This is a genomic window from Vagococcus sp. (genome assembly GCF_052102835.1).
In the GTDB taxonomy this organism is placed as follows: domain Bacteria; phylum Bacillota; class Bacilli; order Lactobacillales; family Vagococcaceae; genus Vagococcus.
Map to the genome: position 1 here is coordinate 37,859 of NZ_JBQEIL010000009.1, position 23,496 is coordinate 61,354.

The window sequence follows — 23,496 nt, forward strand, 5'->3', positions numbered from 1 at the left end:
TAAAAAAACGAGGAAAAAGGTAGGAAAATGAAAAGAAACTGAAATCAACAGCTGTTGGTCTCAGTTTCTTTTTTATAAAATAAATTGTAAATCAACATTTGCAACAAAATCAGAAGCTAACCAATCACCAAAGTTAATGGCCCCCTCGGTTGTAAAACCGCCATAATTAAATTGGAATTTTGGGTACTCGTTGTGTGCGAGTTGATTTGCTCTGACAATATCGTCAAAAGTACTAAATCGGTGGCGATTTTTATCATCGATATAAGTATCAAGGTTTTCATACTTGACATTGACACCCAGCCCTTTTTCAGTGAAGGCAATCCAAAGAGTCGCCTTAATATAAATATTGGCTTTCATATAAGGTTTTTTATCAAAAGATTGCTGATAGACTTGGCGATCTTTTTGAGAAAACATGGTATCTAATTTTACCCATAGGAGTGAATGGTCGCCCTTGTCTTCGAAAAAATGATCGATAATCGAATAACTAAAATGAAATTCTTCTTCTTCACAAATATAGACGGTACTAGGTAGATGAAGTAAACAGTCACAGCCAGCTTCTTCTAAATAAAATCCTTGTGAATTAATCATTGGTTATTTCCCTCCAGGTTTAAAATTCGTTGGCATTTTTTTAGAAAGTGATTCTTTGGACATCTTTTGATAGTCTCTAATCTCATTCAGCCGTTGTTGCTTGGCAATGGCTGCGATTTCTTCTTGTTGTCTTTTTAGTAATCGATCTTGTTTTTTTGACATGCTTCTTGATAAAAAGAAAGTCAATAAGAAGTTAAACAGTTCAAATCTAAAAAAGAATCCAGCTACATTGATATGCTTGGTATCAGGGGAGGAACTAAAGAAGGCGAAATACCCTGTGATAACAAGAAGAAGTAATAAAGCTAAGCTCCATTTCGTGATAGCGGTGATATTTTTTTGATAGTGCTTTGAAAAGGCGAAGCGAAGGATTTGAATTGAAATTAAGATAGCTATTCCAGCAAGGAGGATTAAATCAAATAAAATCCCCGATTTAGTTGTGATCGAATCCATAATAGTGACGAGACAAATGAATAGCGCAAAAAGATTAGCTAATATAATAAATAAACGTCGAAACATCTTTTTTCTCCTTTCTTGTTTGATTATGATGATACTCTTCATTTTACCGTAATTTTATTATTTTAGTAGATAAAAAGGTCCAATAAAACAAGATGTGCTAATTTTTTTTGTCGGTTTATTGGTCGTTAAATGGTAGATTTTATTTTTAATTAACCTTCCTTTCACAATAAAGACAAAACGTCAAATGATTTGCTTATTGACAAACCTGTGAAAAATGGCTCATAATATAGTTGGGTGTGTCATGGAGGGATAAAAATGGTAACAAGTTCTATTTGTTCAGAAAAAGAGAAGTTGTATACAATTGGTCAAGTCGCTAAAAATGTGGTGTTTCAAGAAAGACGTTGAGATTCTATGAAGAACTAGGGATTATTAAACCAGATGTTGTCTGTCCAGAAACAAGTTATCGTTACTATAATAAAGATACAATGATGCTTTTGCCCATTATTAAATATTATAAACAAATGGGCTTTAAACTCCAAGAAATGACCGGCGTTGGTAAAAAGGGAACCTGTTTTTACCATGAGACAAATTTTATCACTAAAATTGAAGAGCTAACAGTAGAAGAACAAGAAATTCGTAACCGTCACGTAGCAGTTGAGGATTGGCTTAATATGATTCGAGAAGGCACGATGGTGGTTGAAAATCGTATTCAACAGGTCAGTGTCAAATTTGTTGATAAAAAAGATTTTTATTTTAAAGAGCAAGAATTTACTTATGATTATAAAGATGCAGTAATTAATGTTCCGTGGGTTAACTACTTAGAAAAAAATAATGTTGTGATTACAGGTGCTGTTTATTTAGGCTTTTCTTCCTATCAAGAAAAATTTGAAGGGAAAATAAAGAAGGCTAGTATCATGCAAGAGCCAATTGGAATTATCAATCCAAGTTTACCGAGGTGGCAGTTCGGTGGTGATATGATGGCTTGTGTTTATCATATAGGGCCGCACGAAACCATTGATGAATCTTACGAAAAAATCATTCATTGGGCCCAAAAAAATAAATATATCTGTGGTCCGGAATGTTACGAACGCTATATCGTTGATTATTGGGCAACACAAGATACGGATGATTTTGTAACAGAAATTATGTTACCGATTAAGAAATAATTTTAATTATTTGTTATTTTAGAGGAAAAAACTATTTTTCATAGTTTTTTCCTCTTTTTTTGTTTGTTATAGAACAGAATTATTTTCTGAAAATTAGTGTAAAACGAAAACGTTACCCTTAAGGACAATGTTTAATAAGTCTGTTAAAGTGTTGATGCTATCACTTTTGTTTTTTTACTTTTTTTTGATTTTTATGAAAACAGATAAAGAAAATGGGAGAAAGCATAAAAAGTGGTTAGATTTATTCTGGAAATCGAATGTGTTCTATAACAGTACGGATTTTAAAATAAGAGAGGTTATTAATTAGGAATAAGTCATTGTCTAGAAAGGCGCAATGCTTAAGCGAAGTAGTCGATATTTGATAATCGTTATCAGTCGCGTAATTGAGAATGAAAATTATTAGTTAAAAAATGCACAAATGTAAAAAACATCATTGACCTTGCCATATAGGGCAAGGAGTATGCTTTGTGTGTAGTTGAACTATCAATTGATAAAACACTTAAGTGAAAAAACACAAGGAGGAACGAAAGTAATGAAATACGATGCACTAGGAATGGTAGAAACAAGAGGTCTGATTGGTTCTGTTGAAGCAGCGGATGCAATGGTTAAAGCAGCAAATGTAACATTAGTCGGTAAAGAAATGATTGGCGGCGGATTAGTTACAGTTATGGTACGTGGGGACGTAGGTGCCGTTAAAGCTGCAACAGATGCTGGAGCAGCAGCAGCAGAACGTGTCGGCGAGTTATTATCAGTTCATGTTATCCCAAGACCACACGGAGAAGTGGAAAGTATTTTACCGAAAGCTTAAATAAAGGAGTATCAAAATGAATAGTCAAAAATCAATGGTGTCAAGCCAAGCTGTTACTACAAATCTAGCTGACACGAAAATGAAAGCGGTTAACAAAAAGTTTCAAGCCAATGGAATTACCAATGGTATAGTTTCAGGTTTAACTTATGGTATTTATTCAACATTAGTAGTTGTTGCGAGTGGTTATGATCCACTAATGAGTGCTGTTGGTCTTTTATCAGCTCCTTTTATTGCTTCTGGTTTGAATGATTTCTTTGCCGGTTTATGGTTGTTAATTTTTAACTGGAAAAAAGGTCGCTTAAGAGAATTAGGCCGTACGTTAAAAACAAAACCAGGACAAATGCTAGTGATTGGCTTTTTATTAGGGGGACCAATTGCTAATGGTGCTTATCTTGTTGGTCTCGTTTTAGCCGGTGCGTATGCTATTCCTATTTCGGCGACGTGTAGTTTGTTTGGTGCCTTGTTCTCTTGGATTTTCTTGAAACAACGACCAACAAAGCGTGTTGTACTTGGAATGGTAATGTGTGTGCTTGGAGCAATCACAATTAATTTTGTGAAGCCAGAAGGAGCTCCCAACTTTACTCTAGGGATTATTTGTGCCTTAATCGCTGCAGTTGCTTGGGGACTTGAAGGTGTGTTCTCTAGTTTTGGTGGAGCAATGATTGATACAGACGTAGCTGTTAACTTAAGAGAATTAATTTCAGGTGTTGTGGCATTATTAATTATTATTGTTTTATTTGGTCAATTCCCATTATTTAAAGAAACATTAATGACAGTTAAACCGATGTTATGGTTAGCTTTAGCGGGACTAAGTGCTGCTGTATCGTTTGTTAGTTGGTATAAAGCTAACTCAACAATTGGAACTGCTGTTGGGATGTCATTAAACGTAACCTACGCATTCTGGGGCGTTATCTTCAGTGTGATGTTCTTAGGTCAAGCATTATCTCCAACGATTGTGATTGGATCAATCATTATTGTCTGTGGTGCGATTGTCGTAACGATGAATCCACTTGATTTATTGAAAAAAAAGGAGGATTAATCCATGTTATTACCAAGTCGTATGGCTGTTATGAATTATTTAAGTCAAGTAGAGATGGCAAGTGTTAGTGAAGTGATGGATCACTTGAAAGCTGATTATGGTTCTGAAAAACAATTTAATTATTCAATGTATCTAGATCACTTAATGGCATTAGAAGCAAACGGCTTCTCAGAATTAGTTAAGTATGAGCTAGATGAGTCAGATAACTTAATTTTGTTCTATAAAATTACTGATGACGGCAATCAAGCGGTTGAAAAATATGTACCACAAAAATACAGAGTATCCTAAGGAGGATAAGATATGAGATACCACGGAGATGAAGCATTGGGTCTTGTAGAAACTTTAGGTTTAGTACCAGCTTTAAAAGCAGCTGATGAAATGCTTAAAGCGGCTAATGTTGAGTTAGTTTCATATGAAAATATTGGTTCAACATTGGTAACAGTTATGGTAAAAGGCGACGTGGCTGCAGTCAAAGCCTCTGTTGAAGCTGGCGTAGCCGTTGCCCAAGAAATAGGAAAAGTAACAGCATTCAATGTTATGCCTCGACCAATCGCTGCTGTTGGGGATATTGTATCTGTTCACGATATTGACTTATAAGAGTAAGGAGAGAAGATCATGGAAAGATACGAAGCGATAGGAGCAATTGAAACATTTGGCTTAGTGTTTGTTTTAGAAGCAGCTGATGCCATGTGTAAGGCAGCTGATGTGGATGTTTTAGGATGTAGCCTCTGGATATATTTCTGTCATTGTTCATGGCGATGTTGCTGCTTGTAGAGCAGCCGTTGAAGCGGGGGTTAAAGCGGTTGAACAAATGGGAGCGGAAGTTTATAGCTCAGTGGTGATAGCCAGTCCACACATTGATTTAAGTAAAATTGTTTCTAGATACTCATTGGATTTACTTTTGCCTAATCAAGAGGAAGTGGTGTAAATGTCGTTTGTAGACAAAGATTTACAATCGATTCAGGAAGCGAGAATAATCGTAGATCAAGCGAGAGTGGCACAAGAAATGTTAATGGAATACCCACAAAAGACCTTAACACTTGTTGCCGATAACTTGATAAAAGAATTAGAAAAACAAGGGCCATCTTTTTTAGAAAAAGCGATTGAGGAAACTCGATATGGTAATGTAAAAGATGAAACGACGTTATTAAAAGCGGTATTGAAACAAATAAAACAAGACTATTTATCAGAGGACTATGTCGGTATTTTAAAGCGTGATGAAGGTGGTAATTTATTAGAAATAGGTGTTCCTTTAGGGATAACGGTTCTTTTACTATCTGCTGAGAATACAGTAATTAATGCTATCTTTACAATTGTTTCCTGTGTTAAAACGGCAAACACTTGTATAGTGGTTCCTCATCCAAGAGCACGACAAGCAACAGTGCAGTTGGTTCGTTACTTGGAACGTTTCTTCCAAGAACAAGGGATGCCGCAAGGAAGTTTAAGTTGTTTAAGTCATCTTTCAAATGAAGGTGTAGCAGAGTTATTACAACATCCTGAAACAGCAACGATTATTGATATTGGTAATCTTGATTATACAGAGACGCCTTTGAAAAATAGTAAACCGATGATGTACGGAGGAACAGGTTCGACACCTGTTTTTATTGAAAAAAGTGCCAATATTAAACAAGCTTGTGAAAAGATTATAATGAGTCGTTCTTTTGACCATGGAATTTTAGCGAGTGCAGAACAATATTTAATTACAGAAGGCGTAGTCGCTCAACAAGTTAAAGATGAATTGATACGCCAAGGTGCTTACTTTATGACGAGTGAGGATGAGAAAAAATTACTCACAATAGTCAAACCACACCAAACAAAAATTTGTTCTGAAGTTATTGGCCAATCGGCTTTAACACTAGCTCAGCGAGCTGGTTTTAGCGTTCCAGAAACAACCAAAGTATTGGTTTCTGAGCAACAGTATATTTATGAAGAAAATCCTTATGCAGATGAGATGAAATTTCCAATTTTAATTTTTTACTTAGAGCCTGATTGGCTAAGAGCATGTGAAAAATGTATTCAATTGTTACGAGATAAAAGAAACGGACACACCCTTGTCATTCACTCGAACAATTATGATGTCATTCAAGAATTTGCGCTTAGAAAACCAGTGGGTCGGATGCTAGTCAATGCACCGGCAACGTTTACGAGTATGGGAGTTAATAGTAACTTACCAGCATCAACCATTTTAGGTGGTTTGACAATGGGACGTGGGATGACCGCTAAAAATGTCACTCCAAAAGAATTAACTTATATTCGTCAAATTGGTTATCAGACAGGACAAGAGCTAGAAAAGTTAGAAGCAGAAAATACAGCGATTAATAAGGAAGAACTAATTCAATTACTCAAAGCATTAATCAAGTAAAAACGAAAAGTGAGGGAGTTCAATGGATTTAAAAGATTTCTCAGCAAAATTAGCTGAAGCGACTAAAGAATTAAGCTCAGAGGAAAGAGCAACATTAATGAAAATGTTTACCTCTGTTCAAGAAGATATTGAGTGTGACACAACAAGTAGTGCGACAAGAAACGAAAATGGAACTGAAATTCCAAATGATATCACCCCAAGATTAAAAGCGTTAAAAGATATTTATTTAACACATGTACCATCAATTACAACACATAGAGCGCGTGCGATTACTAAGATTGCAAAAGAAAACCCAGGAATGCCTAAGAGTGTTCTACGTGCAAAATGTTTCAAATATTGTTGTGAAACAGCACCTTTATTAATTCAAGACAATGAGTTGATTGTTGGGGCACCAAATGGAGCGCCACGTGCTGGAGCATTCTCACCTGATATCGCTTGGCGATGGATGGAAGATGAGTTAGATACTATTGGGACTCGTTCACAAGACCCATTCTACATTTCTGACGAAGATAAACGTATTATGCGTGAAGAATTATTCCCATATTGGAAAGGTAAATCAGTCGATGAGTACTGTGAAGACCAATATCGTGAAGCAGGCGTATGGGAATTATCAGGTGAATCATTTGTATCGGATTGTTCATATCACCAAATTAATGGTGGTGGGGATTCTAACCCAGGTTACGATGTTATCTTGATGAAAAAAGGAATGCTTGATATTCAAAATGAAGCAAAAGAGCATTTAGAAAAATTACAATATGAAAATCCAGACGATATTGAAAAAATTTACTTCTACAAATCAATTATTGATACAACAGAAGGTGTGATGATTTACGCACAACGTATGTCTGAACATGCGGCTGAATTAGCTCGTAAAACAACGGATCCAAAACGTAAAGCCGAATTAGAAAAAATATCTGAAATCAATGCTCGCGTTCCAAAACATAAACCAGAAACTTTTTGGGAAGCAATCCAATCAGTTTGGACAATTGAGTCATTACTTGTAGTTGAAGAAAACCAAACAGGGATGTCAATCGGACGTGTGGATCAATACATGTATCCTTATTTCGAAGCAGATATGAAATCAGGTCGTATGAATGAATTTGAAGCCTTTGAATTAGCTGGTTGTATGTTAATTAAAATGTCAGAAATGATGTGGATTACAAGTGAAGGTGGATCTAAATTCTTCGCAGGATATCAACCATTCGTTAACATGTGTGTGGGTGGTGTGACTCGTGATGGACGTGACGCAACGAACGACTTAACGTATCTATTAATGGATACAGTTCGCCACGTTAAGATTTATCAACCATCATTAGCTTGTCGTATTCACAGTAAATCACCTCGTGACTATTTGAAGAAAATTGTTGACGTTGTTCGTGCAGGAATGGGCTTCCCAGCTTGTCACTTTGATGATGCACATATCAAAATGATGTTAGCTAAAGGTGTTTCAATCGAAGATGCACGTGACTACTGTTTAATGGGTTGTGTGGAACCTCAAAAATCTGGTCGTCTTTACCAATGGACATCAACGGGGTATACACAATGGCCAATCTGTATTGAATTAGTACTTAACCAAGGGGTGCCTTTATCTTATGGTAAACAAGTGTGTCCAAATCTTGGGACTTTAGAGTCATTCAAAACATATGAACAATTTGAAGAAGCAGTGAAAGAACAAATTAAATATATTACTAAATGGACAAGTGTTGCAACGGTTATTTCACAACGTGTTCACCGTGATTTAGCACCAAAACCATTGATGTCAGTAATGTATGAAGGCTGTATGGAAAAAGGTCGTGACGTATCTGCTGGTGGGGCAATGTATAACTTTGGACCTGGTGTTATTTGGTCAGGTTTAGCAACTTATGCAGACTCTATGGCAGCTATCAAAAAATTAGTTTTTGATGATAAAAAATATACACTAGCTGAAATGAATGAAGCATTGAAAGTTGATTTTGAAGGCTACGAACAAATCAGACTAGATTGCTTGAAAGCGCCAAAATATGGTAATGATGATGATTATGCAGACCTTATCGCAGCTGATTTAGTTAACTTTACTGAAATGGAACATAGAAAGTATAAAACACTCTATTCTGTCTTAAGTCATGGGACGTTATCGATTTCAAACAACACACCATTTGGCCAAATGACAGGAGCAACAGCGAATGGTCGTCGTGCTTGGACACCATTATCAGATGGTATTAGTCCAACACAAGGTGCTGACTACAAAGGCCCGACAGCGATTATTAAATCTGTTTCTAAAATGTCTAATGACAACATGAATATTGGGATGGTTCACAACTTCAAAATCATGGCTGGTTTGTTAGATACTCCTCAAGGAGAAGAAAGTTTGATTACGTTATTAAGAACTGCTTGTCATTTAGGTAATGGTGAAATGCAATTTAACTACCTTGATAACGACACATTATTGAAAGCACAAAAAAATCCAGAAGAATATCGTGATTTGATTGTCCGTGTGGCGGGTTACAGTGCCTTCTTTGTTGAGTTATGTAAAGACGTTCAAGATGAAATCATTAGTAGAACAATGCTTGAACAATTTTAAAATGACATTCAGGAGATGAACGCAAATGACAAATCAAGTAGACAGTAGTATTGAACGCCAAGTAATGGTATTTAATGTACAGAAATATAATGTACATGATGGTCCAGGAATCCGGACGATGGTATTCCTAAAAGGTTGTCCTTTACGCTGTCAATGGTGTTCAAATCCAGAAGGAATCTCACATAAATATCAAGTAATGTATAAAGAAAGTTTATGTACCGACTGTGGAGCCTGTGTGGACGTTTGTCCACTAGGCATCCACTATATGGATGAAAATGGAGAACATCAAGTTGACAGAGAAAAAATTTGTAATGGTTGTCGCAAATGTGTCGACGTTTGCCCGATGTCTGCCTTAAATATTTCAGGTGAAATAAGAACCATTCCAGACTTAATGGAAATAATCCATGAAGATGATGCCTTTTATGAAATGTCAGGTGGTGGTGTTACTTTAAGTGGTGGCGAATGTACAGCACAGCCCGAAGCAGCTTTGGCTCTATTGAAAGCCTGTAAAGAAGATGGTATCAATACAGCGATTGAAACATGTGGTCATACAAGAATGGATCGATTGTTTGCAATTGCGGAGTATGTTGATTGGTTTTTATTTGATTTAAAACATATGGATCCTGTTCGACATAATGAATTAACGGGAATAAGCAATGAACGTATCTTAGCCAACCTTCAAGAACTATTGCGACTTGGTCACGACGTTTTTGTTAGGATGCCAATGTTAAAGGGAATCAACTCTAGCCGTGAAGAAATCCATGCCATTATAGAGTTTTTATTACCTTATAAAGATTTACCAAACTTCCATGGCATTGATTTATTACCTTATCATAAATTAGGGGTTAATAAATATGGACAATTAGGGATGGAATATCCGATTGATGGAGATCCAAGTTTGACAAGTGCTGAATTAGATCAAATTGAAAGTTGGATAACAGAATACGAATTTCCGGTTCAGGTTGTTCGTCATTAGGGAAAAATTAGACTCAAGGCTTGATAGAAAGAGTTGCGAAATAGGTAAGGTTACCCGTTTTGATCAGTGAGTAAATTAGAAAATAAAAGAAAAACAAAACCTCAATAAAGATAGATCGATTTTAAATAGAAAGGAGGAGGTCAACATTGGGAAGTTTTAAAATGCCAACGAATATTTATTTTGGTCATCATGCCTTGCATGAATTAAAAACGTTAGATTTAGGGACTGTTTTAGTGATTTGTGATCCTTTTATGAAAGATTCAGGAATGGTTAATCATGTGACGGAATTATTAGAAGAAAAAGGATGGCGCTATGGCGTTTTTTCAGAGGTGGTTCCTGACCCAACGATTGAAGTGGTCAGTCAAGGGGTTGGAGTAGCATTAGCCTTGAGACCAACAACGATTTTAGCATTGGGTGGTGGTTCTGCAATGGACGCTGCAAAAGCAATTCGTGAGATTTATCATCAAACGGATAAAACAATCGTCACTCAACTCATCTGTGTTCCGACGACAAGTGGGACAGGGAGTGAAGTTACAGCTTTCTCAGTTATTACGGACAAAGCAGCTCAAGCGAAATACGCTTTGGTGAGTGATGAGATGACACCAGATATTGCTATTTTAGATCCCGCTTTCACAATGAGTGTTCCTGCAAGTATCACAGCAGATACAGGCTTAGATGTTTTAACACATTGTTTTGAAGCCTATGTTTCAACCAATGCGTCTGACTTTACAGATGCGTGTGCTGAAAAAGGCATGAAGATGGTTTGGGAATATCTATTGCCTGTTGTAAAAAATGGGCAAGATGAACTAGCGCGTGAAAAAATGCATAATGCGTCTTGTTTAGCGGGAATTGCATTTAGTGAAGCCTCTTTGGGAATATGCCATAGTCTAGCACATGCAGTAGGAGGACGTTTTCACATTCCTCATGGTCGAGCCAATGCGATGCTTTTACCACATGTGATTGCTTATAATGCTGGTTTAGACTTGAATGAAGATTTACCAAGTTTAGCTCGTTATGTAGAAATTGCTAATCTGTTAGGAATCAAATGTGGCACACCGAAAGCAACCGTTCGTGGTTTGATTTCAGCGGTAACTCGTCAAATGACTCAGGTGAACGTACCTAAAACAATCGAAGCTTATGGTTTAGATAGGGATGAATTTATTGCAGCTCTTCCAGAAATGGTAGAAAAAGCGATGGCAGATAACTGTACACCGACTAATCCACGTGTACCCACTATTCAAGATTTGAAAGGAATTTATATGAAGTTATGTAAAGGGGGCCGTTAAATGCATTATGTAACAGAAACTGAATTAAGATATCAGTATCGTAAGTCTCCATTTACAGAATATAAATTACCTTTAGCAGATCGTTTAACTCCGGAAGCAAAACAATTTTTACGTGACCGTCAAATTGTGGTTGTTCGTGAAGAAAAAGTTGCTATGAAGGAAGAGGTCAAGCCAAAATCACCTGTTTTTGAATCAACTTTGGAACAAAAAGTAAAGTGGCATAATGATGCTTGTCGTTTAGAGTTATTTGAAGCGGCTCGCTTGGCTCATTTATTAGATTATGAAATGAGTGAAAAGCTATTTACTTTGGGAGAAGGATTAAAAACAGTAGAAGTAAGACCGAATACGATCAATCCTACTGAAGCTAAAAATGAAAAAGAAGCATTTGATATTCGAATGATTCACATTTTAAGTGAAAGAGGTTCTTTATTACTAAAATTAGAACGAGTGATTCTTTGTATCGATGGCGCTCTTTTAGAGTGCTCAACACAAAGTGATGTTCGTTGGATAGAAATAAAACAAATGATTTTAAATATGATGGAACAATTGTTAGGAGTGGCGTAATGGTAGCAAGTACCCTTAATTTGACACAATGTGACCAGCTGGTTGAACGTTTTGAAAAAGTAATTGAACATCCGATTAAGAAGAAATCTTCCGTATATTATACGGGGGTCGATTTAGGGACAGCCTGTATTGTGTTATGCGTATTAGATGAAGATTATCAACCGGTAGCGGGAGCTTATCGCTACGCTGATGTGGTTCGCGATGGCATGATTGTTGATTATATCGGTGCGGTTACTATTGTTAGAGAGTTAAAAGAACAATTGGAAGATTCTTTGAATACAGAGCTGTTATATGCAGCTTATGCGATTCCTCCGGGAACGGATGTTTTAGATTCGGGAGCTATAAAAAATGTTGTTCAGAGTGCTGGTTTTGAATTAACGGCTTTGTTAGATGAACCCACAGCAGCTAATAAAATTTTAGATATCAAAAATGGTGCCGTCGTTGATATCGGTGGTGGAACAACAGGGATTTCGATTTTAAAGAATGGGAAAGTGATTAAAGTCGATGATGAAGCGACAGGTGGGACTCATTTTTCATTAGTGATTGCTGGCAATCAGAAGCTCTCATTCCAAGAAGCAGAATTATTTAAGCGTAACCCGGAAAATCATGCTTTATTGCAAGTGACTTTAAAACCTGTTCTTGAAAAAATTAGTTCGATTATTAGTCGCCAAATTGACGGTTATCATGTAGAGGGAGTCTATCTTGTTGGCGGCTCTGCTTGTTTAGCTGGAATTGAAAAAGTGATTGAAAAAACGATTGGGATTCCAACGTTCAAACCACTTAATCCGATGTTTGTCACGCCTTTAGGTATTGCTAGAAGTTGTACACAAACTGTGATGGATTAAGTTGAACGGACAGTCGCATTAAAAAAATCAAAGGGAGAAGTTGAGACGATGGTAACAGCAACATTGATTGACAATGTGTGGGCAACCCGCAAATCAGAAAAATTAAATGGTTTAAAACTAATGTTAGCTGAGGTAATCGGTGGTTCTCGTAAGGGAGAGCGAATGGTCGTTTGTGACGTAATTGGAGCTGGTATTGGCGATCGAGTCATTATCGCAACAGGCTCCGCTGCACGACACATGCTAGAAGATGATACTATCCCGATTGATGCGGCTGTGATTGGGATTATTGATGAAAGTTGTGAAACAGTTTAAAGGAAGTGTAACCATGAGAAAATTGATTTGTGCTAAAGATGTGAGTGCGTGTCATGAAAAAGGTCAAACAACGTTGATGGTTCCACAAAATGCTTTGGTCACGGCTTTAGCTCGAGATTTAGCTGAAGAATTTCAAATGACCATTGTGGAAGAAAAAATTGAAAAAGTGCCGAGTGTTGATGATTTTTCCAATTTAAATCAAAAACAATTAGTGGCTCTTTTAAAGGCAATGCTGCAAGCATCTCAAAAGGAAACACAAGGATTTGATTCTTTTAAACATGAGTCAGGCTTTGTTCAAATCAAAGGTGAGAGTATTCAATTGGTTAAAGAAAAACAAGACCGTTTAGGTCATGTTTTAAAATATCAACCCACTTTGGAATCTTCACATTCCGTTAGTGGACGATTGACCTTTAATCAATCCAATTATGAGTGGCATGAAACTACGGATTACCGTTTTGAAGTTTTATCAGGTAGTTTAACCGTTCAAATAGAGGAGCAAAGGTATGATTTAGTTAGAGGAGATACTTTTTTCCTACCTAAAGCAACCCACTTTACTTTTCTAAAAATAGCTGAAGTTACCCTTCATTATACGGAATATTTAGATAAATAAATTTGGAAGGAGTAAATCATGAGACAAGCATTAGGTTTAATTGAAACACAAGGCTTGATTGGTGCAATTGAAGCAAGTGATGTCATGCTGAAAGCTGCCGAAGTCCATTTAATTGGTAAAGAAATAATTGGTGGTGGATTAGTGACCGTACTTGTAGAAGGTGATGTTGCAGCTGTTAAGACAGCAGTGGATGCAGGTAGTGCTGCAGTCATGACTCTTTCGCAACCTAGTTTGCTTTCTTCTCATGTCATTCCACGACCTGATTGCGAATTAGAGGCAATTATGCCGAAAAATGAATATCAAGAAGAAATTGTAATTGTTGTGGAAGAGGAAGAAGGAAGTCAACTGATTGAAAATAGTTCACCAGAAACATCGTTGACAGAGGATGTTGTGCTCGAAGATGAAGTCCAACTACTTGAAACTATTCCTGAAGAGTTAACAAAAGAACAACAGTTAGCAAAATGGATGGAAGATGGACAGGAAGATTTAGCGAAACAATGGTTAGAAGGTAAAAAAGTTTCTGAATTAAGAGTTCTTGCTAAGAAATGTCCAAATTTCCCATTAACTAAAAAGGAAGTTCACCAAGTAAGTAAACGCAAATTAATTGATATTGTTTTAACTTATTTTAAAAAGTAAGAAATAAAGAGGAGTAGACTAAATGACAACATTTGATAAAGATTTATGTTCTATTCAAGAAGCGCGAGATTTAGCCCGAGCAGGTTATGAAGCATCACGTGAGATAGCAACATTTACACAAGAACAAATTGACCGAATTTTAGAGAGTATGAAGCAAGCAGCAGAAAAACATTCCGTTTGTTTAGCTGAGATGGCTGTTGCAGAAACAGGATTTGGTAAGGCTTTTGATAAAGCGTATAAAAATCATGCCGCATCAACCTTGTTATTTGAAGAAATAAAAAATCAAAAAACAGTGGGTATCATTAATGAAGACCAAGCGATGGGAACTTTTGATGTTGCGGAGCCAGTGGGATTAGTTTTAGGAATTATTCCATCAACGAACCCAACATCGACAGTTATGTTTAAAGCGATGGTCGCGTTAAAATCAAGAAATTCGATTGTTTTTGCCGCTCACCCAGCAGCTAAAGAATGTACGAAAAAAGCAGCGGATATCTTATTAGAAGCGGCAATTGCTGCAGGGGCACCTAAAAATATTATTGGTTGTGTAAGCACACCAACAATGGCATCAACAAATGAACTAATGCACAGTCCAGAAGTGGCTTTGATTATTGCAACAGGTGGACCTGGTATGGTTAAAGCAGCTTATAGTTCCGGCAAACCCGCAATTGGTGTTGGTGCTGGAAATTCACCCGCTTATATTGAACGTACAGCTAATGTTCATGATGCCGTTGCACGTATTATGGCGAGTAAAACATTTGATAATGGCACGATTTGTGCTTCTGAACAATCGATTATTTGTGAAAGTATCAATAAAGAAGAAGTCATCCGCGAGTTTACTAATCAAGGCGGTTACTTCATGACAGCAGATGAAACAGCTAAAGTTTGTCAGTTGTTATTTAAAAATGGTCATGCGATGAATGCTAAGTTTGTGGGACGTTCAGCAGACGTCATTGCTGAAGCAGCAGGAATTAATATTCCAGCTGGAACACGGGTTTTAATTGGTGAACAAGGTGGCGTTGGTGCAGGTTATCCCTTGTCATTTGAAAAATTAACGACCGTGTTAGGCTTCTATGTGGTCAATAATTGGGAAGAAGCTTGTCATTTAAGTATTGACCTATTACAAAATGGGATTGGTCATACAATGAGTATTCATACGAATGATCGTGATATCGTCTTGAAATTTGCTGCAAAACCCGCTTCTCGAATTTTAGTAAATACTGGTGGTAGTCAAGGGGGTACAGGAATTAGTACAGGCTTACCGATTTCATTTACTTTAGGTTGTGGTACGTTCGGTGGTAGCTCAGTTTCTGAAAACGTGAGTCCAAAACACTTATTAAATATCAAGAAAGTCGCTTATGGCTTGAAAGATGTGACAACATTAGTTGCAGATGATGCTAGCTTTAACCATCCGGAATTAAAGGGAACGATTAGTACTCCAGTTCAAGGGACACCCTGCTCATTAAATATGAGTCCATCAGAGTTACAAAAATCATTTGAAGCTCATGGAAACCCGGCTGTTGTAACGAATGAAACACCATCTAGTGATGATTTAACTGATATGGTTCGTCAAATCATTTTAGAAATGAATAAATAAAGGAAAGAGTGAAAGCGATGGATCAATATGAAGAAATTCTAGAGCGAGTGTTATCCACACTTGCTGAAGGTAAAATAAATGGTTCACCTATTAATACAAAAAACACTCAACCTGAAGTGGCTAAAGGACAACCGGGGGTACTAACTATCCCAGTTGGTATATCTAACCGTCATATTCATTTATCACAGGCAGATTTGGAAAAATTATTTGGTGCGGGTTATCAATTAACCAAACTAAAAGATTTATCTCAACCTGGTCAATATGCTTGTAAAGAATGTGTGACGATTTGTGGCCCTCGAGGAGTGATTGAAAAAGTTCGAGTTTTAGGTCCAGTAAGACCAGTTACTCAGGTTGAAATTTTACAAGGGGACACCTTTAAGTTGGGTGTACCTGGTGAAGTTCGTTTGTCTGGTGCTCTAGAAGGAACTCCCGGTGTCACCATTATTGGTGCTAAGGGATCAGTAGAATTAAACAAAGGTGTAATTGTCGCACAACGACATATTCATATGTTACCTGAAGAAGCGCAGCAATTAGGTGTAACTGATGGTGAAGAGGTTTCAATCAAGTTTAGTGGGGTACGTGGTGGTATTTTAAATCACGTCGTCATTCGCGCAACACAAAATTCAGGATTAGAATGTCATATTGATACTGAAGAAGCAAACGGATTAGGCATAAAACCTGGTACAACAATAGGCATTTTAAAAAAATAATAAAGATGATATAATAATAGGAGGAAACACAAATGAAATCAGATGCATTAGGAATGGTAGAAACAAGAGGATTAATAGGCTCAATCGAAGCAGCAGACGCAATGGTCAAAGCTGCTAACGTTACTTTGGTAGGTAAAGAAAAAGTTGGCGGTGGAATTATTACTGTCATGGTTCGTGGTGACGTAGGTGCTGTTAAAGCAGCAACCGATGCCGGAGCTGCAGCTGCTGAGCGCGTAGGTGAATTATTGTCAGTTCATGTCATCCCACGTCCACATGCTGAAGTTGAATCAATTTTACCTTCAACTGGTAAATAGTAAGATAGGCAAATTAATCAAACATTTTAAGCGAGGGGAAATTCTTTTTCTCTCGCTTTTTACTTAATGCGAGAGAAAAAGAGGAGGCTTTTTAAATGCCAAAAACAGTAATTATTGGTTCAAACCATGCAGGGATTGCAGCAGCTAACACATTATTAGATAGCTATAAGGACCAGGAAGTTGTCATGATTGATCGTAGTAAACATCTTAGTTATTTAGGCTGTGGGACAGCTTTATGGGTCGGCCATCACATTGATGGCTATGAAGATTTGTTCTATACGTCACCAGCAGATTTCATCGCAAAAGGTGCAACCATTCATATGGAAACGCTTGTTGAACGAGTGGATTATCGGAATCGTAAAGTTTACTGCCAAAATGTGGTAACAGGAGAAAGTTTTATTGAAAGCTATGACCATTTGATTTTAGCAACAGGGTCAAAACCGATTGTCCCTAATTTACCGGGCAGCGATTTGCCAGGGATTCATTTAATGAAGAGTTTTGAAGAAAGCTTAGTTGTGGATGAATTATTAGCATCTGAACGTGTGAAGAATGTTGCTGTTGTAGGTGCAGGATATATCGGTGTTGAGATGGCGGAAGCAATCCAACGTCGTGGCAAACAAGTCTTGTTATTCGATATTCAAGACCGAGTGTTACCAACCTACCATGATGAAGTATTTTCTGCAGAAATGGCAGAGGCTTTATCAAGTAATGGTGTCGCGTTACATTTAGGTGAAGCTGTAAAAGAATATCAAGGACAGACTAATGCGTCATCTTTTGTTGAATATTTGGATACTTTAGAGGCATCCGATCGCTTACAACCTTTCATTAATGAAATGAAAGAAACGTTCCAAAAAGTAGGGGGTCAAGTTTCTAAAATTGTTACTGATAAAGGAGCTTATGATGTTGATTTAGTGATTAATGCCATTGGTTTCCGACCTAATTCAGATCTAGGTAAAGAATATTTAGAAGTTGCTGAAAATGGGGCTTACGAAGTGGATCGCTATCAAAAAACATCTTCTCCGAGAGTCTCTGCGGTGGGTGATTGTGCGACGATCTATTCAAATGCTTTAAATGCGTCAACGTATATTGCACTAGCAAGTAATGCAGTCCGAACAGGTATTGTTGCGGCACATAATATTGCCGGTACTGTTCTTGAAGGACCTGGTGTCCAAGGGTCAAATGGTATTTCGATTTTTGGTCGTCACATGGTATCGACAGGATTAAGTTTAGAAATAGCTAAAGCTCATGGTTTTGATGCAAAAGCAACCGATTTTGAAGATTTACAAAAACCAGCATTTATGTCAGAAAATGATAAAGTGCGTATTCGTTTGGTTTATGATGGGGCAACACGCCGCTTACTAGGCGCTCAAATGAGTTCAACAGCAGATATTTCAATGGGAATTCACATGTTCTCATTGGCTATTGCGAAACAAGTGACGATTGATGAATTGAAACTATTAGATATTTTCTTTTTACCCCACTTTAACCAACCTTATAATTATATAACAATGGCTGCTTTAGGGGCAGAATAATAAAAAGAGGAGGATGACTTTTCAGTCGTACTTCTCTTTTTTTGTCTAATATTTTTTGGTAAATCAGTTATTTATATTCAACATAAAAACGTTTTTAGTTCTTTAATATAGAGTATTAAGCCTATTTAAGAGTTGGTGTACAGGTGTTTTTTTATTTCTTGTTCAGTTAATTTGAATATGTTACGCTAAAGGTACATAAAATTGAAAAGGGGATAGTAAGATGGTCAAGTGGAGCCCATCATTTTTTCTAAAAAGCTTGATAAGTATCATCATAGTTTTTAATTTTTGTTTTTTGAGTTTTTTATCACCTGCTGAGGCTGCGTTATTGGATATTGAAATTTTTAGTGGAATGACCACTAAAAATACTAGTTATACAACAAGTGACCGTGGATTACCAATGACCTCGACAGAAATACCAGTTGATTTTATTATTCAAGGAGCGGAGCTTGCGAATGTTACAGTTCAAGATGGAACGGAACGGTATGCAATGTTGGTTGTTCCAGAAGCGTTAAGAGGGAAAGTACAGCCAAATGGTCAAGCGGTGATTGAAACATCAGCTGTCGTCAATTTAAAAAAAGTTAAATTATTGACCGGCCTTTTTGACGTGGTTAACGACCTATTGAGTTTAGTTGATAAGATATTGAATGGGGTTCTTTCTTTAGTCGGGATCTCGATTAATTTGGACGATGTTTTACAGCAGCTTGAATTATTGGAGGCTTTAGAAAATTTACCTTCTACAAAATATGAACAAGAAATTATTGTTGAAGAAGGGGGACAAATTCTAACGGTTGCTATTGATAAGGGGTTAGGTCCCATTTTAGCTGAAGGGTTAATTGAGGTGGTTGAAAATTTAGCAAAAGCAGTTGAAGAGTTACGAGTGGAGATTAAGATACCAGTGGTCGGGGATTTGGCTGCCGGAGCGATTAATGGCTTATTACTACCTATAAAAAAAACACTAGCTTCAGTAGTTTCTGGACTTGTTCCAGTTTTAAAAGGCGGTGGAGCAGTTTTAAATCAGTTGACAGATGCTTCGGTTTTAGGAGAAACGACGATAACTATTCCAACTTTAGTGAGTGCTCCCGAAGTTGATACCAATCGTTATGCTGCTGATTTTATAACAACTGTTGTTAGAACTAATCAAATCGAGTTGCATGTTTTGAATCAATCAGAAAATAGAAACACTATCTACTTTACAAAAGAACAATTATTACTTGATTTGACGCAGGTGCCTAAAGTTTTAAATTTTGGAATTCATCCCATTCGTCAGTTTGAAGCAGAAACTTTTTCAGCTACCATCGATGGCGAATCAGATAGTCCGTTAACAACGGGATATTTAACTATCGAGGATAGTCGACGTTATCAAAAAGAATGGACACTGAAAGTGAAACAAGAAAGCGGTTGGTTGAATGAAAATGATTTTGAACTGAATCAAGCGCAACTGAATATTCATCAGGGCGCATTGACCTCCTCTTTTGATTCTGCCCTTGAAACTGGTTTCAAACAAGGGATTTTGAGTTTGTCAAAGGGAGATCAGAAAGAACTCTTAAGGTTGTATCCGACAACTGAAACAGGGGTGGTTACTTTGGAGTTACCACAATTTGATTTGGAACTATCGGATACGACTTATCGTATGGGCGGAAAGTATCGAGCGTCATTCGTCTGGGCAGTTTCAGATGAACCTTAGAAAAATGTTTCTTAGTGGTTTTTTTGTTTTTTTCTTTCTTTATTTTATTTTTCCTTTTCGAGTTTTAGGAGCACCGTTAGAGAGTTTTTCAGCAACCGCTTTATTACCTATATCTCAAAAAAATCAAAAAATTGGTTATTTTGATTTAGAGTTGAAAGAGCAACAAAATAAAAAAATATCGGTCAGAGTGACGAATCAGTTGAACAGTGAATTAACCGTTACAGTTGCGTTTCAACGTGCGCAAACAACCAATTTAGGAACCGTTTTTTATGAAAAAGTTGGAGAAGAAGCTTATTTAGCTGAACCAGATATAGAGGACTATGTTTTTTTATCAGATCGTGAACTTATACTAGCTCCTTTAGCTACACAAATAGTAACACTTGAACTTAAGATGCCAAAAGAATCGTTTGAGGGGGTGCTTGCGGGAGGCATTGTGTTAAAAGAAAAGAAACCAAAACAGGAAGCTAATCGTAACATCCATTATCGCTATTCTCGAGAAATTGCATTACTTCTTAAGAATAGTGAAAAAATTCCATCGCCAAAACTAGCCGTTAACGATTTAAAAATTAAAAAGAATCAAATTCAGTTTTCGGTTGAAAATCAGGCACGACTGTATCTGAAGGAGACGAAACTAACTTATTTTTTAATAAATGAGAAGCAACAAGTATTTAAAGAAACGGATGTTGATTTTAAAATCGCCCCACAATCTTCTTTTGTAAAAAAAATAGAGTTACCTCAAAAATTATCTCAAGATAACTATCAACTCAGTATGATTGTTGAAAGTGAAGGGCAACGGCCACTTCAAATCACTTATCCTTTTACTGTAAATGGAAAAATAAAAAAAGAAAATAAAAAATTAAGGAAAAAGCAATATCTTCTTTTTATTAGTTTTTTATTTTTACTCCCTTTTATTTTTATTTTTTTAAAAAGACCTCATAATAAATGAATTCTCTTGGTAAGTTTGCTCTAAATCGTTTATAATAAGGGGGTAATACGATGATATTAGTATTGGAGGACTCAATAATGTTTGAACAAAAAAAAGTTTATAAAAGTATGGAGAATCGCCAATTTACACCGACAAGTTTATTAAAAGAATTAGAAGAGTTGAAAAAATTACAGTTTGAAGATATTTCATATACAGGGATTAGTTTAAATATGGAAATGCTGATTACGCAACATTTACGTAATGATCAATTTCAGTTGATTGAAGTACAAGGTGGTTTAGCGAAGAAAAAATTTGAGATGTGGCACCAAGATTTATGCTTAGCGATTACTATTTTTAATCATTTTGCAGATTATACTAAAGCTCATTTTTCTGATTACTTAGCAGAAGCTAAAAAATTCCAAGAGGAAACAGGTTATAGTAATACATCACTAGAATATAAAGCTTATTTTGAACAAGGCAATGCGATGTATTTTCATGATGTGTTACATATTGTTTTTGATTTATCAAGAAAAATCGATTTATCGATTGAAGATTTTTACGAATCTTTAGAAGCAAGTAATGAAGATGCTTCTAAATACCCATTACCAGAGAAAAAAGTTTTTGAAAGAAAAGGAAAATAGTTCACTATGAGAGAGTGTGCCGTTACTTGGGACGCTCTTTTTATTTTTAAAAGAAACGGAGTAAAATAATGACCGATTCAATGCAACGAATTAATCAATTTAGAGAAGAACGTAACTGGCGACAATTTCACAAAGAGAAAGATTTAGCACTTTCCATTACTTTAGAAGCGAGTGAGTTATTGGAATTATATCAATGGAAGACGTCGGAAGAAGGAAATCAACAAACTGAGCGATTAAAAGAAGAATTAGCCGATGTTTTGATCTATTCTTACATGTTGGCGGATAATCTTAATTTTGATATTGATGAAATCATCCAAGAAAAGTTAATTAAAAATGCTGTGAAATATCCGTTATAAAAAAAAGACACTGAGAGAATTTTAAATTCATTCAGTGTCTTTTTTTATTTTAATTAAAAAGTAAAACTTCTGTCGGGTGTTGCAAGGTGAGTTCACCATCTGGTTTAATGCAAAACATTTGATTTTCATGTTCTACATGGGAGGTAAACAAAACTTTAATGTTATAAAAGACAGCCGTTGCTTGCATCAGTGTCACAAATTCTTGTTCATTATCAGATGTTAAGTGATTGGACCATTCTTTAGGAAAAAGAACACAATTGGCTTGCTTCTTTTTAGCTTTTTGAATTTCTTCAACGGCTGATAAAACATTGAGCTCGCCATTAGCAGTCATTGGTAATGCTTGAACAAAAGTAACGTTAATTGTCATTCTCTCTCCTCCTTGTCTCTACATTCTATTATACGAACATTTGTTCAGAATGTAAAGTGGAAAACCTTGACAAGAAAAAATCATACCAAAACATCTAATAAAGAAAGACAAGACAATTCCAGTGATTCTAAATCAGGATCAATAATAAGCTGAATCTTTAATTTCTCGCAAAAATTCTCAAGCTGACAAGCTAAATCTTCAAGGCGGACTGAAATACTGAGTGGTCGACCATTGATCAGGATAAAAGTAGTTAATTGTTCTGTAACAGTTTGTCTAATTTTTTCAATTCCAGCAACTAATTCAAAAAAATAAACAACTTCAGTTTGATGATCGACTCCCATAATCATCGCCATGACCTGATTGTTATCATCTAATTGATTGGTAAAGAAATAGGTTAGTTCTAACTGAATAAGAGAGGTTGGCTGATGTCGTAATTTCTTGATTAAGACTTCATTTTCAAATTTTTTAAGAGCTGATTTATTTTCATCATAAAGAGAAAAATCGTCAACTTTGCCATAAACGCCCTCATGGTTTTGATAAATATGATAAAAAGACTCATTTATTTTAGGTTTTGTTTTTAATTCTATTAAGATTGGCAGTAAAGTTTCGTAACATTTTGATAGTAGTAAGATGTCTTTTTCAGCCAACGTTTCTGGAAAATGCCCTGCTTGGAATTTAACAAATTGAATCCAATTTCCTTTGCCTCTAGGGTGATAATCGAGCGCTTTAATTAGCTGATAATCTTCTCGTGAAAGTTCTTCACGGCTACTAAAATAACAAACTAAGGCATCTTGTTGAGCGACATTATAAGACAGCGGATCAATAATGTCGATTGAATCGAACATTAAATTAGATAAGATTTTTTGGCTATGGGGAGTAGGATAGGTTAATAGACAAAAGGTTTCTTCGTATTCTCCAAGAATATTAATGACGATAGGTTGTTGATGGTCATTTAAATGGATAACAAAAAGCATGTCTTCGGAAATATAGGACCAAGGTTTTAATTGGTTTAAATTTTGTGTAATATCAAACAAACGTCGCCAATTATTTTTTTGTTTCATGTTCATAAAGCACCTACCTCAACTTAAGTATTTCATTCTTAATTATAACAGTAATTTGAACAAAAACCGAATAGTATGATTAGTTTTAACTAGAAAACTACCTA

26 protein-coding genes and 1 pseudogene are annotated in these 23,496 nt (G+C 36.2%); 23 read left to right on the forward strand and 4 right to left on the reverse strand.

Translation table 11 applies throughout. The features are described from left to right. Positions 1–72 precede the first annotated feature (72 nt). Both ACTJFD_RS09305 and ACTJFD_RS09310 read right to left on the reverse strand, forming a co-directional pair. Positions 73–588: a hypothetical protein gene (locus tag ACTJFD_RS09305; RefSeq protein ID WP_442261150.1), complete on the reverse strand. Its 516-nt coding sequence runs from the start codon at positions 586–588 to the stop codon at positions 73–75. 3 nt (positions 589–591) lie between these two features. Next, the gene (locus ACTJFD_RS09310; protein ID WP_442261151.1) at positions 592–1,104 is read right to left on the reverse strand and encodes a hypothetical protein; all 513 of its coding nucleotides are present in this window, start codon (positions 1,102–1,104) and stop codon (positions 592–594) included. A 341-nt stretch (positions 1,105–1,445) separates the two neighbouring features. Between ACTJFD_RS09310 and ACTJFD_RS09315 the strand changes: the two genes are divergently transcribed. The 23 genes and pseudogenes from ACTJFD_RS09315 (at position 1,446) to ACTJFD_RS09425 (ending at position 21,964) form a co-directional block, all read left to right on the forward strand. Continuing rightward, entirely contained in the window at positions 1,446–2,210 is a 765-nt protein-coding gene (locus ACTJFD_RS09315) for a MerR family transcriptional regulator (RefSeq protein WP_442261153.1), read from the forward strand. Positions 2,211–2,742: 532 nt separating this feature from the next. After that, complete coding sequence (gene eutM, locus ACTJFD_RS09320; RefSeq protein WP_442261155.1) at positions 2,743–3,018, forward strand: ethanolamine utilization microcompartment protein EutM; 276 nt, start codon at positions 2,743–2,745, stop codon at positions 3,016–3,018. A gap of 16 nt (positions 3,019–3,034) precedes the next feature. Further along, positions 3,035–4,057 carry a DMT family transporter gene (locus tag ACTJFD_RS09325; RefSeq protein WP_442261157.1) on the forward strand — a complete coding sequence of 341 codons (1,023 nt, stop codon included), beginning with the start codon at positions 3,035–3,037 and terminating at the stop codon, positions 4,055–4,057. Positions 4,058–4,060: 3 nt separating this feature from the next. Then, positions 4,061–4,345 carry a hypothetical protein gene (locus ACTJFD_RS09330; RefSeq protein ID WP_442261158.1) on the forward strand — a complete coding sequence of 95 codons (285 nt, stop codon included), beginning with the start codon at positions 4,061–4,063 and terminating at the stop codon, positions 4,343–4,345. Positions 4,346–4,357: 12 nt separating this feature from the next. Further along, entirely contained in the window at positions 4,358–4,654 is a 297-nt protein-coding gene (locus ACTJFD_RS09335) for a BMC domain-containing protein (RefSeq protein ID WP_442261160.1), read from the forward strand. An 18-nt stretch (positions 4,655–4,672) separates the two neighbouring features. Continuing rightward, positions 4,673–4,985 (forward strand): annotated as a pseudogene (locus ACTJFD_RS09340) (BMC domain-containing protein). Continuing rightward, positions 4,986–6,419: an aldehyde dehydrogenase family protein gene (locus ACTJFD_RS09345; RefSeq protein WP_442261162.1), complete on the forward strand. Its 1,434-nt coding sequence runs from the start codon at positions 4,986–4,988 to the stop codon at positions 6,417–6,419. Between the two features lie 22 nt (positions 6,420–6,441). Beyond that, entirely contained in the window at positions 6,442–8,979 is a 2,538-nt protein-coding gene (cutC, locus tag ACTJFD_RS09350; RefSeq protein ID WP_442261164.1) for a choline trimethylamine-lyase, read from the forward strand. Positions 8,980–9,004: 25 nt separating this feature from the next. Beyond that, a complete protein-coding gene (gene cutD, locus ACTJFD_RS09355; protein WP_442261166.1) occupies positions 9,005–9,955 on the forward strand; it encodes a choline TMA-lyase-activating enzyme in 951 nt (316 codons plus the stop codon). A gap of 146 nt (positions 9,956–10,101) precedes the next feature. Further along, the gene (locus ACTJFD_RS09360) at positions 10,102–11,241 is read left to right on the forward strand and encodes a 1-propanol dehydrogenase PduQ (RefSeq protein WP_442261167.1); all 1,140 of its coding nucleotides are present in this window, start codon (positions 10,102–10,104) and stop codon (positions 11,239–11,241) included. Then, the gene (locus tag ACTJFD_RS09365; protein WP_442261169.1) at positions 11,242–11,805 is read left to right on the forward strand and encodes a hypothetical protein; all 564 of its coding nucleotides are present in this window, start codon (positions 11,242–11,244) and stop codon (positions 11,803–11,805) included. It begins immediately after the preceding gene. After that, positions 11,805–12,650, forward strand: a complete 846-nt coding sequence (eutJ, locus tag ACTJFD_RS09370) for an ethanolamine utilization protein EutJ (RefSeq protein ID WP_442261170.1) — start codon at positions 11,805–11,807, stop codon at positions 12,648–12,650. The genes ACTJFD_RS09365 and eutJ overlap by 1 nt, the downstream gene beginning before the upstream one ends. Before the next feature lie 48 nt (positions 12,651–12,698). After that, on the forward strand, positions 12,699–12,962 hold the full coding sequence (locus ACTJFD_RS09375) for a EutN/CcmL family microcompartment protein (RefSeq protein WP_442261171.1): 264 nt from the start codon (positions 12,699–12,701) through the stop codon (positions 12,960–12,962). Positions 12,963–12,975: 13 nt separating this feature from the next. Next, positions 12,976–13,572, forward strand: a complete 597-nt coding sequence (locus tag ACTJFD_RS09380) for a hypothetical protein (RefSeq protein ID WP_442261172.1) — start codon at positions 12,976–12,978, stop codon at positions 13,570–13,572. Positions 13,573–13,590: 18 nt separating this feature from the next. Then, on the forward strand, positions 13,591–14,208 hold the full coding sequence (locus ACTJFD_RS09385; protein WP_442261173.1) for a BMC domain-containing protein: 618 nt from the start codon (positions 13,591–13,593) through the stop codon (positions 14,206–14,208). 22 nt (positions 14,209–14,230) lie between these two features. Beyond that, entirely contained in the window at positions 14,231–15,802 is a 1,572-nt protein-coding gene (locus tag ACTJFD_RS09390) for an acetaldehyde dehydrogenase (acetylating) (protein WP_442261174.1), read from the forward strand. 17 nt (positions 15,803–15,819) lie between these two features. Beyond that, entirely contained in the window at positions 15,820–16,512 is a 693-nt protein-coding gene (locus ACTJFD_RS09395) for a phosphate propanoyltransferase (RefSeq protein ID WP_442261176.1), read from the forward strand. A 32-nt stretch (positions 16,513–16,544) separates the two neighbouring features. Continuing rightward, positions 16,545–16,826 carry a BMC domain-containing protein gene (locus ACTJFD_RS09400; protein ID WP_442261178.1) on the forward strand — a complete coding sequence of 94 codons (282 nt, stop codon included), beginning with the start codon at positions 16,545–16,547 and terminating at the stop codon, positions 16,824–16,826. Positions 16,827–16,921: 95 nt separating this feature from the next. Beyond that, entirely contained in the window at positions 16,922–18,358 is a 1,437-nt protein-coding gene (locus tag ACTJFD_RS09405; RefSeq protein WP_442261180.1) for an FAD-dependent oxidoreductase, read from the forward strand. Between the two features lie 325 nt (positions 18,359–18,683). Continuing rightward, positions 18,684–20,042 carry an adhesive domain-containing protein gene (locus ACTJFD_RS09410; protein WP_442261181.1) on the forward strand — a complete coding sequence of 453 codons (1,359 nt, stop codon included), beginning with the start codon at positions 18,684–18,686 and terminating at the stop codon, positions 20,040–20,042. Further along, a complete protein-coding gene (locus ACTJFD_RS09415) occupies positions 20,032–20,988 on the forward strand; it encodes a WxL protein peptidoglycan domain-containing protein (RefSeq protein ID WP_442261183.1) in 957 nt (318 codons plus the stop codon). The genes ACTJFD_RS09410 and ACTJFD_RS09415 overlap by 11 nt, the downstream gene beginning before the upstream one ends. A gap of 50 nt (positions 20,989–21,038) precedes the next feature. Beyond that, positions 21,039–21,608 carry a hypothetical protein gene (locus ACTJFD_RS09420; protein ID WP_442261185.1) on the forward strand — a complete coding sequence of 190 codons (570 nt, stop codon included), beginning with the start codon at positions 21,039–21,041 and terminating at the stop codon, positions 21,606–21,608. A gap of 68 nt (positions 21,609–21,676) precedes the next feature. Next, positions 21,677–21,964, forward strand: a complete 288-nt coding sequence (locus ACTJFD_RS09425; RefSeq protein ID WP_442261187.1) for a nucleotide pyrophosphohydrolase — start codon at positions 21,677–21,679, stop codon at positions 21,962–21,964. Positions 21,965–22,013: 49 nt separating this feature from the next. Here the strand turns inward: ACTJFD_RS09425 and ACTJFD_RS09430 are convergent, their stop codons facing one another. Then, positions 22,014–22,331, reverse strand: a complete 318-nt coding sequence (locus ACTJFD_RS09430) for a hypothetical protein (protein ID WP_442261188.1) — start codon at positions 22,329–22,331, stop codon at positions 22,014–22,016. 80 nt (positions 22,332–22,411) lie between these two features. Then, positions 22,412–23,398 (reverse strand): DUF7309 domain-containing protein, encoded by a 987-nt coding sequence (locus ACTJFD_RS09435; RefSeq protein ID WP_442261190.1) that lies wholly within the window; start codon positions 23,396–23,398, stop codon positions 22,412–22,414. Positions 23,399–23,496: the final 98 nt, after the last annotated feature.

Bases quoted from the DNA above. Each gene is read 5' to 3' on its own strand.
- ACTJFD_RS09305 (WP_442261150.1), bottom strand. From the start codon at position 588: ATGATTAATTCACAAGGATTTTATTTAGAAGAAGCTGGCTGTGACTGT.
- ACTJFD_RS09310 (WP_442261151.1), bottom strand. From the start codon at position 1,104: ATGTTTCGACGTTTATTTATTATATTAGCTAATCTTTTTGCGCTATTC.
- eutM (WP_442261155.1), top strand. From the start codon at position 2,743: ATGAAATACGATGCACTAGGAATGGTAGAAACAAGAGGTCTGATTGGT.
- ACTJFD_RS09325 (WP_442261157.1), top strand. From the start codon at position 3,035: ATGAATAGTCAAAAATCAATGGTGTCAAGCCAAGCTGTTACTACAAAT.
- ACTJFD_RS09330 (WP_442261158.1), top strand. From the start codon at position 4,061: ATGTTATTACCAAGTCGTATGGCTGTTATGAATTATTTAAGTCAAGTA.
- ACTJFD_RS09335 (WP_442261160.1), top strand. From the start codon at position 4,358: ATGAGATACCACGGAGATGAAGCATTGGGTCTTGTAGAAACTTTAGGT.
- ACTJFD_RS09345 (WP_442261162.1), top strand. From the start codon at position 4,986: ATGTCGTTTGTAGACAAAGATTTACAATCGATTCAGGAAGCGAGAATA.
- cutC (WP_442261164.1), top strand. From the start codon at position 6,442: ATGGATTTAAAAGATTTCTCAGCAAAATTAGCTGAAGCGACTAAAGAA.
- cutD (WP_442261166.1), top strand. From the start codon at position 9,005: ATGACAAATCAAGTAGACAGTAGTATTGAACGCCAAGTAATGGTATTT.
- ACTJFD_RS09365 (WP_442261169.1), top strand. From the start codon at position 11,242: ATGCATTATGTAACAGAAACTGAATTAAGATATCAGTATCGTAAGTCT.
- eutJ (WP_442261170.1), top strand. From the start codon at position 11,805: ATGGTAGCAAGTACCCTTAATTTGACACAATGTGACCAGCTGGTTGAA.
- ACTJFD_RS09375 (WP_442261171.1), top strand. From the start codon at position 12,699: ATGGTAACAGCAACATTGATTGACAATGTGTGGGCAACCCGCAAATCA.
- ACTJFD_RS09380 (WP_442261172.1), top strand. From the start codon at position 12,976: ATGAGAAAATTGATTTGTGCTAAAGATGTGAGTGCGTGTCATGAAAAA.
- ACTJFD_RS09385 (WP_442261173.1), top strand. From the start codon at position 13,591: ATGAGACAAGCATTAGGTTTAATTGAAACACAAGGCTTGATTGGTGCA.
- ACTJFD_RS09390 (WP_442261174.1), top strand. From the start codon at position 14,231: ATGACAACATTTGATAAAGATTTATGTTCTATTCAAGAAGCGCGAGAT.
- ACTJFD_RS09395 (WP_442261176.1), top strand. From the start codon at position 15,820: ATGGATCAATATGAAGAAATTCTAGAGCGAGTGTTATCCACACTTGCT.
- ACTJFD_RS09400 (WP_442261178.1), top strand. From the start codon at position 16,545: ATGAAATCAGATGCATTAGGAATGGTAGAAACAAGAGGATTAATAGGC.
- ACTJFD_RS09405 (WP_442261180.1), top strand. From the start codon at position 16,922: ATGCCAAAAACAGTAATTATTGGTTCAAACCATGCAGGGATTGCAGCA.
- ACTJFD_RS09415 (WP_442261183.1), top strand. From the start codon at position 20,032: ATGAACCTTAGAAAAATGTTTCTTAGTGGTTTTTTTGTTTTTTTCTTT.
- ACTJFD_RS09420 (WP_442261185.1), top strand. From the start codon at position 21,039: ATGATATTAGTATTGGAGGACTCAATAATGTTTGAACAAAAAAAAGTT.
- ACTJFD_RS09425 (WP_442261187.1), top strand. From the start codon at position 21,677: ATGACCGATTCAATGCAACGAATTAATCAATTTAGAGAAGAACGTAAC.
- ACTJFD_RS09430 (WP_442261188.1), bottom strand. From the start codon at position 22,331: ATGACAATTAACGTTACTTTTGTTCAAGCATTACCAATGACTGCTAAT.
- ACTJFD_RS09435 (WP_442261190.1), bottom strand. From the start codon at position 23,398: ATGAACATGAAACAAAAAAATAATTGGCGACGTTTGTTTGATATTACA.